This is a genomic window from Flavobacterium sp. MR2016-29, assembly GCF_015350695.1.
GTDB lineage: Bacteria > Bacteroidota > Bacteroidia > Flavobacteriales > Flavobacteriaceae > Flavobacterium.
This window is the reverse complement of record NZ_JADKPU010000009.1, coordinates 89,932-103,386: the sequence shown is the minus strand read 5'-3', so window position 1 is coordinate 103,386 and position 13,455 is coordinate 89,932. Positions and strand designations below refer to the sequence as shown.

The window sequence follows — 13,455 nt, the reverse complement described above, 5'->3', positions numbered from 1 at the left end:
TTTTGAACCAAGAAATTCATATCAATTTCGCCAATAATATCATATTGGCAATAAAACGCGAAGATTTAATTCATCCGTTTATTTCTGGGAATAAATTCAGGAAATTGAAATATAATTTGCTTCAGGCAAAAGCCGAAAATAAAGAAACTGTTTTAACATTTGGCGGTGCATTTTCCAACCATATTGCCGCTGTTGCATATGCTGGAAACGAGCAGGGTTTTAAAACCATCGGAATAATTCGTGGTGATGAGCTTTTTGATAAAATTGAAGAAAATCCTACTTTGAAATTTGCTCAGGAAAACGGAATGCAATTTGAATTTGTTTCGAGAGAAGAGTATCGTTTAAAAAGCGAAAATTCGTTTATTGAAAAACTAAAAGGGAAGTTTGGCCATTTTTATTTAGTACCTGAAGGCGGTACAAATGAACTCGCTGTAAAAGGCTGTGAAGAAATTTTAACCGATGAAGATGCCGTTTTTAATTATGTTTGCTGTGCAGTTGGAACTGGTGGCACGATTTCTGGATTGATTAATAGTGCGCATGCAAATCAGAAAATTTTAGGATTTCCGGCGTTAAAAGGTGACTTTTTAAACGATGAAATTCGTATTTTTGCCAAAAAAGATAACTGGAATTTAATTTCTGACTATCATTTTGGAGGTTATGGCAAAATAAATTTAGAATTAATTGAATTTATTAATGCTTTTTTTGAAGAAAATAAAGTGCCCTTAGATCCAATTTATACAGGAAAAATGGTTTTTGGCGTTATAGATTTAATCGATAAAAATTACTTTCCGGCAAATTCAAAAATTTTACTCATTCACACTGGCGGATTACAGGGAATTGAAGGAATGAATATGAAGTTGAAGCAGAAAAAATTACCAATACTCAAAAGGAATGTTTAAAAAAATTATAATAGTTTTCATAATTGCAACGTTGGCAAGCTGTTCTTCTAGCAAACCTGCTATTGCAACAACCAAAAAGCAAGCAGCTGCAGTGCAGAAACCCAGGACGGCCGCGACGAAAAAGCAAACTCCTGTTAAGCCAATCGGCAAAAATTATCCTTCTACAAATATTACAACTGAGGTTATTCAATCTACTTCAAAAACTGTTGTTACCAGCGATTTAATTAATAATTATATTTTGCAGTACAAAGATATTGCAATGGGAAATATGCAGAAATATGGTATTCCTGCAAGTATAATTTTGGCACAAGGAATTTTAGAATCTGGTGCTGGAAAAGGAGATTTGGCTTTAGAGGCTAATAATCATTTCGGAATAAAATGTCATAAAGACTGGCTAGGAGAAAGTGTTCGTCATGATGACGATTCAGCTCAGGAATGTTTCAGAAAATATAAAGAAGCAGCAGAATCATACCGTGATCACGCCTTGTTTTTAGTTGGAAAGAATAGATATGCCACTTTATTTACTTATGAAAAAGACGATTACAAATCTTGGGCAAAAGGTTTAAGAACGGCAGGTTATGCAACAGATCCGAATTATCCAGATAAATTAATCAGCTATATTGAGCGTTATAATTTGCATCAATACGATTGTCAGGTTACGGGAAAAGATTATACTCCCATTAATAAATCAACTTCAGTAAAAAATTCACCGTCAAACTCAAACTCAAGTTCAAACGATCCTAATTTATACGAAGTTCAAAAAGGCGATACGCTGTATTCAATTTCAAAAAAATTCAATCTATTAGTTGATGACCTAAAACTGAAAAATAATCTTTTAGATAATACACTTTCAGTAGGGCAGAAGTTGAGAGTAAAGTAGTTTTCAAGTCTCAGTCACAGTTTTCCAGTTTCGGAACAATCTAAAATCTAATATCAGAAATCTAAAATAAAAAATGATATATAAAAGAAGTAGTCAGCTTTTTGCTGAAGCAGAAAAAGTAATTCCAGGAGGAGTAAATTCACCAGTAAGAGCGTTTAAAGCAGTTGGCGGAACTCCTATTTTTGTAAAAAGTGCAAAAGGTGCTTATTTATATGATGAAGATGGAAATAAATTAATCGATTATATCAATTCTTGGGGACCAATGGTTTTGGGTCATGCATATCAGCCAGTGGTTGATGCCGTAATCGAAAAAGCAAAATTGGGAACTTCATTTGGAATGCCAACAGAACTAGAAACAGAAATCGCAGCTTTGGCCGTTTCTATGGTTCCAAATATTGACAAAATCAGATTCGTAAATTCAGGTACAGAAGCTTGCATGAGCGCGATTCGTCTTGCAAGAGGATTTACAAAAAGAGATAAAATCATCAAATTTGCAGGCTGTTACCACGGGCATTCGGATTCATTTTTAATTCAGGCTGGGAGTGGAGCTGTAACTTTTGGATCTCCAAATAGTCCAGGCGTTACAGAAGGCACCGCAAAAGATACTTTATTGGCGAAATACAATGATTTAGAAAATGTAAAAACTTTAATTGAAGCTAATAAAGGAGAAATTGCAGCTATCATTATTGAGGCAGTTGCCGGAAATATGGGCTGTATTCCGCCTCAAAAAGGTTTTTTAGAAGGTTTAAGAGAATTGTGTACAGCAAACGGAATTTTATTGATTTTTGATGAGGTTATGACCGGCTTCCGTTTGGCGCGAGGCGGGGTTCAGGAATTATATAATATTAATGCTGACATTGTAACTTTTGGAAAAGTAATTGGCGGTGGATTGCCAGTTGGTGCTTTCGCAGCTCGTGCTGAAATTATGAATTATCTTGCACCTCTTGGTCCAGTTTATCAAGCTGGAACATTATCTGGAAATCCTTTGGCTATGGCTGCAGGTTTAGCGATGCTGCAATCTTTAAATAATGATCGTGAAATTTTTACGCGTTTGGAGGAAAAAACAGCCTATTTAGAAGCTGGAATTGATCGCGTTTTAAAAGCAAATAATGTTGTTTTTACCATCAATAGAGTAGGGTCTATGATCTCTGTTCATTTTGATGAAAATCCTGTTGTAGATTTTCAAACAGCTGCAAAAGGAGATAATGAAACATTCAAGAAATTCTTCCACGGATTGTTGCAGGAAGGCATCTATATCGCGCCATCAGCATATGAAACTTGGTTCATTACAGATGCATTAACATACGAAGATTTAGATTTTACTATTAATGCAATTGATAAAGTTTCAAAAACATTTTAATATAGAATTCGAATAATTTACCTTGAGGCTTGACTTTTTAATTAAAGTTGAGCCTTTTTTATTGCTTTAAATTTGATTTTTTTTAGTTAATAAAAAGTTAATGAGCGGTTATTTACTTGTATAATTGTAATCAAAAATTATTTTTGTTTATCAAATAACCACTAAACCTACAGTAAATGAAGAAATTTTTCATTTTATCTACAATGGCCGCTTTTGTGCTGTTTCCAACCCATCAATTTGCCCAATCTACAAAGAAAAAATCTAAAAAAGACGAGACAGCTGTTGCTCCTCCGCCAGAGAAAAAATCAGAATCAACTATTAAAGAATACAGCAAAGTAATTACAAAAGATGCTATATCTGACGAAGGACTTTTTACAGTTCACAAAGTAGATAAAAAGTATTACTTCGAGATTCCGAATAAATATTTGAACAAGGATATGCTTTTAGTAAGCCGACTTTCTAAACTGCCTTCTAATTTAGGAGGAGGATATGTAAATGCGGGTTCTGAAACAAATGAACAATTAATTGTCTGGCAGCGCTTTCAGGATAAAATCCTTATCAAATCAAAATCATATAATTCAGTTGCCAATGATACTTTGCCGATCAGCATTTCGGTTAAATCAAACAATTATGAGCCAACTTTATTTGCTTTTGATATTGTTGCTTTCAGTAAAGATTCAGCAAATACTGTTATCGATGTAACTAAATTTTATAGTACAGATGTAAAAGCAATCAGCGGCATTTCTGCAGAAATGCGTGAAACCTATAAAGTAAAAGGACTTGATGATTCGAGAAGTTTTATCAATACAATCAAAAGTTTTCCGATGAATATCGAAGTGATTCAGGATATGACTTATAATGCTTCGAAACCTTCAATTTTAGAAGACACAGAATCGATAAGTATTCAAATGAATCAATCGATGGTTTTATTGCCAGAAGTGCCGATGAAACCAAGATTAGCAGATCCGAGAGTTGGATTTTTTACAGTGAGTCAATACGATTATGGGAGCAATGAATTAAAATCAGATCTTAAAACGTACATCCGCCGTTGGCGATTAGAACCGAAAGATCCTGAAGCTTATAACAGAGGAGAATTGGTTGAACCAATAAAACCTATTGTTTATTATTTAGATCCGGCAACTCCTGAGAAATTGAAAAAATACATCAAACAAGGAATTGAAGAATGGCAGAAACCTTTTGAAACGGCAGGATTTAAAAATGCAATTATTGCAAAAGATGCACCAACAAAAGAAGAAGATCCAGATTTTAGTCCAGAAGATGTTCGTTATTCGGTAATTCGTTATGTAGCAAGTACAACTAGAAATGCGGTGGGACCAAGCGTTTCGGATCCGCGTACAGGAGAAATTATCGAAAGTGATGTTATCTGGTACCACAATCATTTGCGTTCGTATAGAAACCGTTATTTGTTAGAAACTGGTGCTGCAAATCCAAAAGCTAGAACTTTGCAGACCAGCGACGAAGAAATGGGCGAAATGATGCGAATGGTAATTGCTCACGAAGTAGGTCATGCTTTAGGTTTTCCTCATAATATGGGCGCCAGCTCTTCTTATGATTGTGAAAGTTATAGAAATGGAGAATTTACACAGAAAAATGGTATATCGCCAAGTATAATGGATTATGCCCGTTACAATTATATTGCACAGCCTGGTGATCAAAATATTCGTTTTATTCGTAAAATGGGAGCATATGATCATTATGCTTTGAATTGGGGTTACAGAGTAATTCCGAATGCGAAATCTCCACAAGATGAAACGCCAACTTTAGACAAATGGGTTTTAGAAAAAGCTGGAAATCCAATTTATAAATTTGGAAAACAAAGCAGTGCATTTGATCCTTCTTCTCAAACAGAAGATATTGGAAATAATTCAATGAAAGCGAGCACATACGGACTTAAAAATCTAGAATATGTGGCAAATCATTTAAGTGAATGGACGAGTAATGTCACAAATAATTACGATGATTTAGATGAGTTGTATAAAGAAATGCTAGATGTTTGGAGCCGATATGTAGGTCATGTTGTAACGAATGTTGGAGGTGTTTATGAAAATACAAAGAATCCAAATCAAGCTGGAAATGTTTATGAAGCAGTGCCAAAAGCAAGACAAATTGAAGCAATGAATTGGCTTCAGGCAAATGCTTTTGCATCGCCAACCTGGATTGTAAATGTAAATACTTTAAAAAATACTGAGTTTGCAGGATATACAGAAACGTTTAGAAATATTCAGGTAAAACAATTGAATAGTTTGTTGAGTTTAGGACGTATAGGCAGATTAATGGATAATGAAATACTAGGAGCAGATACTTACAAAGCATTGGATTTCTTTAAAGACATCCGAAAAGGAATTTGGAAAGAAGCCGGAACAGCAACAAACGTTACTATTTACCGCAGAAATCTGCAAAGAGGGTATATTGATAGGATGGGAGCCTTGATGACGGAGGAAATTAAACCTAACGACAGATCTACCATTTACTATAATGTTTCTCAATCTGATCTTAGAGCTTTAGTTAGAGGTGAATTAACCGTTCTGAAAAAATCACTTACAGCGGCAAAAGCGTTGGGTGTAAATACAGAAACAAAATACCATTATGAAGATTGTATCAAAAGAATTGATTTGATTTTAAATCCGATAAAATAATAAAAACAAAAAAGAGGCTTTTAAAGCCTCTTTTTTTTGATCTCAATTACATTTTATCTTTTCGGTGATCTTTCATTTTATCTTTATTCTCTTTTTGAATCGCAGTCCATTTTTTATATTGGTCAGCATTCAAAATCGATTTCATTTTAGCATCTGTTGCTTTATGATCTTCTTCCATTTGTTTTTTCATGGCTTTTTTCTCAGCATCAGTTGGCTTTGCATCAGCATCTTTTCTGCTTTTTTTAAGCATTTCCATTTTGGTACTTCTGTCAGATAAAAGTTCTCCAACTTGTTTTTGCTGCGCTGCATTTAAATTTAACTCAGTTGTTAATTTTTGCAAATGTGCTTGATCACGTTCTTGCGGCGTTTTGTGATCTTTTCTTTTATGATCACCTTTTCTGAAATCACCTTTATGTTCTTTTTTAAGCGCAGTCCATTTTGTGTATTGATCTGCATTCAAAATCGATTTCATTTTAGCATCATTAGCTTCTTTTTCAGCAGTCATTTGTTTTTTAAAAGCTTCTTTTTCTGCATCAGTAGGTTTTGTTTTATTATCCTTTCTTGCTGCTTTAAACTTTTCTGCTTTGGCACTTCTTTCTGCTAAAAGCTGTTTTACTTGTTCTTGCTGTTTTTTATCTAAATTCAATTCAGAAGTCAGTTTTTGTAAATGTTTTTCATTTCGCTGTTCCGGAGTTAAATTTTCTTTTTGATCACGCGCCGGTTTCTGATTGATGTCTTGTGCAAAACTTACTACTCCAACGAATAATAAAGCTGCGATAAATAATTTTTTCATAATTCGTTTTTTTTAAATGATTATACCATTTAGACTTCGGCGATTTGGATAAGTTTAATGCGTTTTTAAGGTTTATCTTTTATTTAACAGAAAGTATTAAGAAAAGCATAATTTGTATTAGGAAATAAAAAAAGAGGCTTTTCAGTGCCTCTTTTTAATTGTAATTATTGATTTTCTTTTCTGTACTCTTTCATTCTCTCTCTCGCTTTGTCTTTGTTCTCTTCCTGAATAGCAGTCCATTTTTTATATTGGTCTGCAGTTAGTATCGTTTTCATTTTAGCGTCATTTGCTTCTTTTTCGGCAATCATTTCTTTTTTGAAAGCTTCTCTCTGATCAGCAGTTGGTTTTACATCGCTGTTTTTTTGAGCTTTACGAGCGTCTCTAAGTTTTTCAGCCTTAGCGCTTCTTTCTGCTAAAAGCTGTTTTACCTGTGCTTGCTGATTTGCATCTAAACTTAAATCAGTTGTTAGTTTTTTTAACTGTTTTTCATTGCGTTGTTCAGGAGTTAATCTTTCTCTTTGATCGCGAGATGGCTGATCCATGTCTTGTGCAAAACTTGCCATTCCAACGAATAACAAAGCTGCGATAAATAATTTTTTCATGAGGTAAGTTTTTTAATTGTTATACGAATTAGACTTTATAAGATTAATTAGGTTTAATTGAATTGCGAGAATTATAATTTATTTAACAAATTGAAGTGTAATTAATTAAAACGCTTTTGGTTATAAAAAAATTATAGAATTAATTGCGTATTTTTAGGGTATCAAGAAGTTAACAATTTAGAAAAAATATTATGAGTGCAATTGCTACATCACAGAATACTAAAATCGCTTTCTTTTCAACCCAGCCTTACGACAAGACTTTTTTTAATAAATACAATGCTGATTTTGGTTTTGAATTGGATTTTTATGAAACGCAACTTAACTCGCAAACCGTCATTTTAATTGAAAATTCGCATATTGTTTGTGTTTTTGTAAATGACATTGTCAATGAAGCTGTAATTAAACAATTGGCAGAAAAAAATGTAAAAATTATAGCATTACGTTGCGCCGGTTTCAATAATGTTGATCTGGAAGCAGCCAAAAAGTACAATATAAAAGTGTGCCGTGTACCAGCGTATTCACCACAAGCAGTTGCAGAACATGCGATGGCGATGATTTTGACTTTAAACCGAAAAACTCATAAAGCTTACAATAGAGTTCGTGAACAAAACTTCTCTCTAAACGGATTATTAGGTTTCGATTTATTCGGAAAAACAATTGGAATTATTGGAACAGGAAATATCGGAAAAGCTTTTGCAAAAATTGCTTTAGGTTTTGGCTGTAAAGTATTGGCATACGATATTGTAACAAATCACGAAATGGAAAAGGACGGAGTTAAATTTGTTTCTTTAGAAGAAATTTTTAAATCCAGTGATATAATTTCTCTTCATTGTCCGTTAAACGATCAAACGAAACATGTAATCAATAAAAATTCTATCGATTTGATGAAAGAAAGCGTTATGATCATCAATACCAGTCGAGGCGGACTGATAGAAACTGCCTGTGTAATTGAAGGCTTAAAAGAAGGGAAAATAGGTTATTTGGGAATCGATGTTTATGAGCAGGAAGAAAAACTTTTCTTTAGAGATTTATCTGCTGATATTATACAGGACGATGCTATTCAGCGTTTAATGAGTTTTCCTAATGTTTTGGTTACTGCACATCAGGCATTTTTTACCAATGAAGCTTTAACCCAGATTGCTCTGGTTACTTTTAATAATATTAAATCTTTGTTGATAGAGAATGATATTGAAAATAAAGCCGCATTGTTAGTTTAAATGTTACGAATTTAAAAATAAGAAATTATGAAGACTAAAATTTTAATCGCATCTGCTATTCTGGTTTTATATTCTTGTCAAAATAAAGACAAAACCGAATCGAAAAATATAATTAAAACAATTGCCGAAGATACTTTATCAAAAACTGTTGCAGGAACTGCAGATGTAAGTGAGGCTACTCCAAAAGATGACAAAGCAGTCGAGCTGATTCGCAAGCAATTAAATGTTTTGCTTGAGAAAGATTTGCCTGCAATGACAAAAAATGATCGATTTTTTTATTATGAAGCTTTTGATTTAAATAATGACAAGAAAAACGAATACTTTATTGGTTTTTCTAATTCTTATTTCTGCGGAAGCGGAGGCTGTTCAGGCTTTATTTTAAATAACGACGGAAGTGTAATCAATCGTTTCTCCGTAACCGATTTTCCGATTTTAGTAACAGCTTCAGTGTCTGAAAAATTTTATGATCTTGTATTTGAAACTGGAGGAAAATTTCATCTTTTAAAAATGAAAAACGGAAAATATCCTTCAAATCCATCTGTTCAGGAAGTTTGGAGAGGTGAAAATCCAAAAGAAAGTACTTCAGTTTTGGATATTAATGAGAAGAAATTGGAGAAATATTCGTTTTAGAATGCAAAACCCGACTGGTTTAAAAAACGTGTCGGGTTTAAATATTATAAATATCATTTGGAATTTTCCAAACGATCAACTATTCCACTAATTCAACCATTTTAAATTCGCCTTCAACAGCAACTTTAGTCAAACCGTGTTTAGATAAATTTTTCATGGCAGCATCCCATTTTTTACCGCTTAAATTAGCTGTAACCTTTAGCTGCGATAAATCCATTTTATTTTCGTTTCCTTTTAGTAAAATGATAATTGTTTTTTCTTCATCGGATAATTCAATAGATTGTTTTTTCTCCGGACGCATTTGAGGGAATAATAAAACTTCCTGAATTGATGCATTGTTTGTCAAATACATAATCAAACGATCCATTCCAATTCCCATTCCAGATGTTGGAGGCATACCGTATTCAAGTGCTCTTAAGAAATCTTCGTCGATAATTCCATTTGCTTCATCATCACCTTTTGCTGCCAAACGCATTTGATCTTCAAAACGCTCACGCTGATCAATTGGATCATTCAATTCAGAATAAGCATTTGCAATTTCTTTACCACAAACCATTAATTCAAAACGTTCTGTAAGTTCAGGATTGTCCCTGTGCTCTTTACATAAAGGCGACATTTCTTTAGGATAATCCGTGATGAAAGTTGGCTGAATATAATTTCCTTCGCATTTAGCACCAAAAATTTCATCAATCAATTTTCCTTTACCCATTGTTTTATCAACGTCAATTCCCATTCCTCTTGCTGCGTCAAACAATTCTTCTTCGGTTTTTCCAGAAATATCAAAACCAGTAAAATGTTTGATAGAATCGGTCATAGTTACACGAGCATATGGTGCTTTAAAGTTAATTTGGTGTTCACCAAAAGTAACTTCGCTTGTTCCGTTTACAGCAATTGCACAATGTTCTAATAAACCTTCTGCAAATTCCATCATCCAGTTGTAGTCTTTGTAGGCTACATATATTTCCATTGCAGTAAATTCAGGATTATGCGTTCTGTCCATACCTTCATTTCTAAAGTTTTTCGAGAATTCATAGACACCTTCAAAACCGCCAACAATTAATCTTTTTAAATACAATTCGTTTGCAATACGCATATAAAGCGGAATATCAAGCGAATTATGGTGGGTGATAAACGGACGCGCTGCAGCTCCACCTGCAATTGGCTGTAAAACCGGAGTTTCAACTTCAAGGTATCCAGCATCATTAAAATAACCACGCATCGCGCTAAATAACTTTGTACGTTTGATAAAATTTTCTTTTACTTGCGGATTCACTGTTAAATCTACATAACGCATTCTGTAACGTAATTCTGGGTCATTAAAAGCATCGTGTACGTTTCCTTCTTCATCAACTTTAGGCAAAGGAAGCGGACGCAAAGTTTTACTCAAAAAAGTAAAGCCGCTAACACGAATACATTTAGCACCAACTTGTGTAGTAAACAATTCACCTTCAATACCAATAAAGTCACCTAAATCAGTTAGTTTTTTAAATACCGTGTTGTATAAAGTTTTATCATCACCTTCACACAAAACATCGCGATTCACGTACAATTGAATACGTCCTTCGCTATCTTGCAACTCAGCAAAACAAGCTTTTCCTTGATCTCTAACACTCATCAAACGTCCGGCAACGATAACCTTTTTACCTTCTTCAAAAGACTCCTTAATTTGCTTAGAAGTATGATTTACAGGAAAAAGATTAGCTGGATAAGGATTGATTCCTAAGTTGCGTAAGTTTTGAAGTTTTTCTCTTCGGATGATTTCTTGTTCTGATAATGCCATTTTGTGCTCTTTTTTAAGTGTGCAAAGATAAAGAAAAGAATGCAGATTTTAGAATGGAGATTTTAGATTTTTTATAGCAGTAATTTACGGGATTTCAATTACGTTCAGTCCCGCTCCCAAAGCCTCGGGACAATGTATCTTTTTTGCAGAAAAAATAAAAAGGATACGGCTTTTATCAGAGCTAAATGACAAAATTTTGTTTTAAAAGATGACTTAGCTTGAATTAAATAAAAAACCTCAGTATCTTAGCAACTCAGAATCTTAGAATCTTTCAAAAAATGAATAAACTAGCAATCTTTTTATTTTTAATTCTCCTTTCAAGCTGTCAGATTACCGAGACGCTCCATCTCAATCCAGACGGAAGTGGCAATATTGAAATTTATAGCCTTCGTGATGAAAATAGTGTTGAACAGCTAGGAAGAGCAAATTTCAGATCTGAAAAATTTAGAGATACAACATTTACTTTTCAAGATTATATTACAAAGTATCACGAAACTTTTGTCAAATATAGTAAAGCTGACCAAGCACTATTTCAGCAACATGCTAATGTTAAAATGCACATAAAAGCAGATCCAGTTCAAATGGAAAATTACAATATTGTTTCTTTTGATTTCAAGAAATTAGATGAAATACCAAATGTTTATGAAAGTCTTGGGTTATCAAATTCTCTGAAAGAAAATTATCCGATATCAAGTCGGTTTTTTAAAATAAGATACACTTTTGACGGAACTGTTTTTAAAAGGAATGTTGTGATTCTTGATCAAGAAAAATTCGATCAAGAAAAAAAAGAAATTGAGGAAAGAAAAAAAGTATATTCTAAATATAAATTGACACAATCTTATACGCTCAAATACCTCTTTCCTAAAAAAATAAAATCGGTTTCAAATGAAAAAGCAATTCTCAGTGCTGATAAAAAATCTCTTACGATAGAATTTCAGCTTTCAGATTGTGTACAAAATCCTGAAATATCAAATCTCGAAGTGGTTTTAGAATAAATTATGGCTTACAGATTTTTTTGTAATAAAAACTTTGAAAAAGTTCCATCTAAATAACCTGCACTATTCCATTTAAATGATTTAAATGAGTAGGCAATGTTTGCATAAATATTAAACAAATCAACAATTAAACATTTTGAAAAGACTTCGTATCTTTGATAAAAAATTAACCATGATGAAATTATATAAAGTACTTAGTTTTTCTTTTTTATTAGCTGCGCTCACAAGCTGTACTTTTACCGAAAATATTTATGTAAACGATAACGGAACTGGAAAGTATGCTATCGATCTAGATGGTTCCGCACTTATGGAGATGGCTGGAGATCAAGTAGGAAGTCAAATGGGAGCCGATGGCAAAAAATCAATCGATTCTACTTTTACCTTCAAACAATTATTTGCAGATAAAAAAGACAGTATTGCAAAAATGTCTCCTGAAGCCCAAAAAGAACTTAAAAAGCTTGAAAATTTTGTAGTTAATACTAAAATGGACGCTGAAAAAAAGCAATTTTTAATGACGCTTGCAACTGATTTTAAAAGTGTAGGCGACCTTCAAGATATATTGCAATCGATGAATGCAATTCAAAAACTAGAAACTGGCAGTAATCCATCAACACCTCTTCCGGCTGGTTTGGGAGATAATAAAAGTAAATTGAGTTATACTTATGATGGAAAAAAATTTACACGTAAAGCCGTTATTGACAAACAAAAACTGGCAGAAAAAGTAAAAGATTCTGCAGATATGTCTAAAATGATTTTTGCATCATCAAATTATATTATCAAATATCATTTTCCTAAACGAATCAAAAAAGCATCAAACCCAAATGCTTTGTTTAGCGACGATAGAAAATCAATTACAATTCAATACCCTTTCACGGATTATATGGAGAATCCTGACAAACTCAACTTTGAAGTCGAGTTTGAAAAATAATTAAAATGAACAAAAAAATTCAACTTCAAGATTTAGGAAGTAAAGATTATAAATCGACTTGGGAATACCAAGAACAACTTTTTGCATCGATAGTCGACCTAAAAATCAAAAATAGAAGAGAAGAACTAGACTTGCCGACACCTAATTATTTGCTTTTTGTAGAACATCCGCATGTTTATACTTTAGGGAAAAGTGGCGATTTAGAGAATTTATTATTAAACGAAAAACAGCTCGAAGCTAAAGGAGCCACTTTCTATAAAATCAACCGAGGAGGCGATATTACATATCACGGACCTGGACAAATTGTAGGATATCCGATTTTGGATTTAGAAAATTTCTTCACTGATATTCATAAATATTTGAGATTTCTAGAAGAATCTATTATTTTAACTTTAGAAGAATACGGATTGAAATGTGGCAGAAGTGAAGGCGAAACAGGTGTTTGGCTTGACGCAGGAACTCCGTTTGCGCGTAAAATCTGCGCATTGGGAGTAAGAGCTTCACGCTGGGTAACCATGCACGGATTTGCCTTAAATGTAAACGTAGATTTAGGTTATTTTGATAATATTATTCCGTGTGGGATTCGCGGAAAAGGCGTAACTTCTTTGCAAGTTGAACTTGGTGTCGAAAAAGTTGATGAAGAAGAAGTGAAATCTAAAATCATAAAACATTTAACTAATTTATTTGAAGCTGAATTTATTAAATAAGCTTTTA

The 13,455-nt window shown here is 33.2% G+C and carries 12 protein-coding genes; 9 read left to right on the top strand and 3 right to left on the bottom strand.

What is annotated here, in order from left to right:
• Positions 1-2: 2 nt before the first annotated feature.
• The 4 genes from IR010_RS17645 (at position 3) to IR010_RS17630 (ending at position 5,796) form a co-directional block, all read left to right on the top strand.
• Entirely contained in the window at positions 3-899 is an 897-nt protein-coding gene (locus tag IR010_RS17645; protein WP_194605658.1) for a 1-aminocyclopropane-1-carboxylate deaminase/D-cysteine desulfhydrase, read from the top strand.
• A complete protein-coding gene (locus tag IR010_RS17640; RefSeq protein WP_194605656.1) occupies positions 892-1,779 on the top strand; it encodes a glucosaminidase domain-containing protein in 888 nt (295 codons plus the stop codon). Before IR010_RS17645 ends, IR010_RS17640 begins: the two co-directional genes overlap by 8 nt.
• Before the next feature lie 73 nt (positions 1,780-1,852).
• Positions 1,853-3,139: a glutamate-1-semialdehyde 2,1-aminomutase gene (gene hemL / locus IR010_RS17635; RefSeq protein ID WP_194570682.1), complete on the top strand. Its 1,287-nt coding sequence runs from the start codon at positions 1,853-1,855 to the stop codon at positions 3,137-3,139.
• A gap of 176 nt (positions 3,140-3,315) precedes the next feature.
• The gene (locus tag IR010_RS17630; RefSeq protein ID WP_194605654.1) at positions 3,316-5,796 is read left to right on the top strand and encodes a zinc-dependent metalloprotease; all 2,481 of its coding nucleotides are present in this window, start codon (positions 3,316-3,318) and stop codon (positions 5,794-5,796) included.
• Between the two features lie 46 nt (positions 5,797-5,842).
• Here the strand turns inward: IR010_RS17630 and IR010_RS20160 are convergent, their stop codons facing one another.
• Together IR010_RS20160 and IR010_RS17620 are read right to left on the bottom strand one after the other, a co-directional pair.
• Positions 5,843-6,589, bottom strand: a complete 747-nt coding sequence (locus IR010_RS20160; protein WP_228515192.1) for a hypothetical protein — start codon at positions 6,587-6,589, stop codon at positions 5,843-5,845.
• A gap of 164 nt (positions 6,590-6,753) precedes the next feature.
• On the bottom strand, positions 6,754-7,191 hold the full coding sequence (locus tag IR010_RS17620) for a hypothetical protein (protein ID WP_194570680.1): 438 nt from the start codon (positions 7,189-7,191) through the stop codon (positions 6,754-6,756).
• A 191-nt stretch (positions 7,192-7,382) separates the two neighbouring features.
• On the opposite strand from IR010_RS17620, the gene IR010_RS17615 reads away from it, so the two are divergent.
• A complete protein-coding gene (locus tag IR010_RS17615) occupies positions 7,383-8,408 on the top strand; it encodes a 2-hydroxyacid dehydrogenase (protein WP_194605652.1) in 1,026 nt (341 codons plus the stop codon).
• A gap of 27 nt (positions 8,409-8,435) precedes the next feature.
• Complete coding sequence (locus tag IR010_RS17610) at positions 8,436-9,038, top strand: hypothetical protein (protein WP_194605650.1); 603 nt, start codon at positions 8,436-8,438, stop codon at positions 9,036-9,038.
• Between the two features lie 79 nt (positions 9,039-9,117).
• On the opposite strand, the gene lysS is transcribed toward IR010_RS17610, so the two are convergent.
• Positions 9,118-10,818: a lysine--tRNA ligase gene (lysS, locus tag IR010_RS17605; protein ID WP_194570677.1), complete on the bottom strand. Its 1,701-nt coding sequence runs from the start codon at positions 10,816-10,818 to the stop codon at positions 9,118-9,120.
• 278 nt (positions 10,819-11,096) lie between these two features.
• Between lysS and IR010_RS17600 the strand changes: the two genes are divergently transcribed.
• The 3 genes from IR010_RS17600 to lipB all read left to right on the top strand — a co-directional run bounded on the left by IR010_RS17600 (position 11,097) and on the right by lipB (position 13,448).
• Positions 11,097-11,813 (top strand): hypothetical protein, encoded by a 717-nt coding sequence (locus IR010_RS17600; protein WP_194605648.1) that lies wholly within the window; start codon positions 11,097-11,099, stop codon positions 11,811-11,813.
• A gap of 172 nt (positions 11,814-11,985) precedes the next feature.
• Positions 11,986-12,741 carry a hypothetical protein gene (locus tag IR010_RS17595; RefSeq protein WP_228515191.1) on the top strand — a complete coding sequence of 252 codons (756 nt, stop codon included), beginning with the start codon at positions 11,986-11,988 and terminating at the stop codon, positions 12,739-12,741.
• A 5-nt stretch (positions 12,742-12,746) separates the two neighbouring features.
• Positions 12,747-13,448 carry a lipoyl(octanoyl) transferase LipB gene (gene lipB, locus IR010_RS17590; protein ID WP_194570675.1) on the top strand — a complete coding sequence of 234 codons (702 nt, stop codon included), beginning with the start codon at positions 12,747-12,749 and terminating at the stop codon, positions 13,446-13,448.
• Positions 13,449-13,455: the final 7 nt, after the last annotated feature.

Coding starts and splice junctions, on each gene's coding strand:
- IR010_RS17640 (WP_194605656.1), top strand. CDS start 892: ATGTTTAAAAAAATTATAATAGTTTTCATAATTGCAACGTTGGCAAGC.
- hemL (WP_194570682.1), top strand. CDS start 1,853: ATGATATATAAAAGAAGTAGTCAGCTTTTTGCTGAAGCAGAAAAAGTA.
- IR010_RS17630 (WP_194605654.1), top strand. CDS start 3,316: ATGAAGAAATTTTTCATTTTATCTACAATGGCCGCTTTTGTGCTGTTT.
- IR010_RS20160 (WP_228515192.1), bottom strand. CDS start 6,589: ATGAAAAAATTATTTATCGCAGCTTTATTATTCGTTGGAGTAGTAAGT.
- IR010_RS17620 (WP_194570680.1), bottom strand. CDS start 7,191: ATGAAAAAATTATTTATCGCAGCTTTGTTATTCGTTGGAATGGCAAGT.
- IR010_RS17615 (WP_194605652.1), top strand. CDS start 7,383: ATGAGTGCAATTGCTACATCACAGAATACTAAAATCGCTTTCTTTTCA.
- IR010_RS17610 (WP_194605650.1), top strand. CDS start 8,436: ATGAAGACTAAAATTTTAATCGCATCTGCTATTCTGGTTTTATATTCT.
- lysS (WP_194570677.1), bottom strand. CDS start 10,818: ATGGCATTATCAGAACAAGAAATCATCCGAAGAGAAAAACTTCAAAAC.
- IR010_RS17600 (WP_194605648.1), top strand. CDS start 11,097: ATGAATAAACTAGCAATCTTTTTATTTTTAATTCTCCTTTCAAGCTGT.
- IR010_RS17595 (WP_228515191.1), top strand. CDS start 11,986: ATGATGAAATTATATAAAGTACTTAGTTTTTCTTTTTTATTAGCTGCG.
- lipB (WP_194570675.1), top strand. CDS start 12,747: ATGAACAAAAAAATTCAACTTCAAGATTTAGGAAGTAAAGATTATAAA.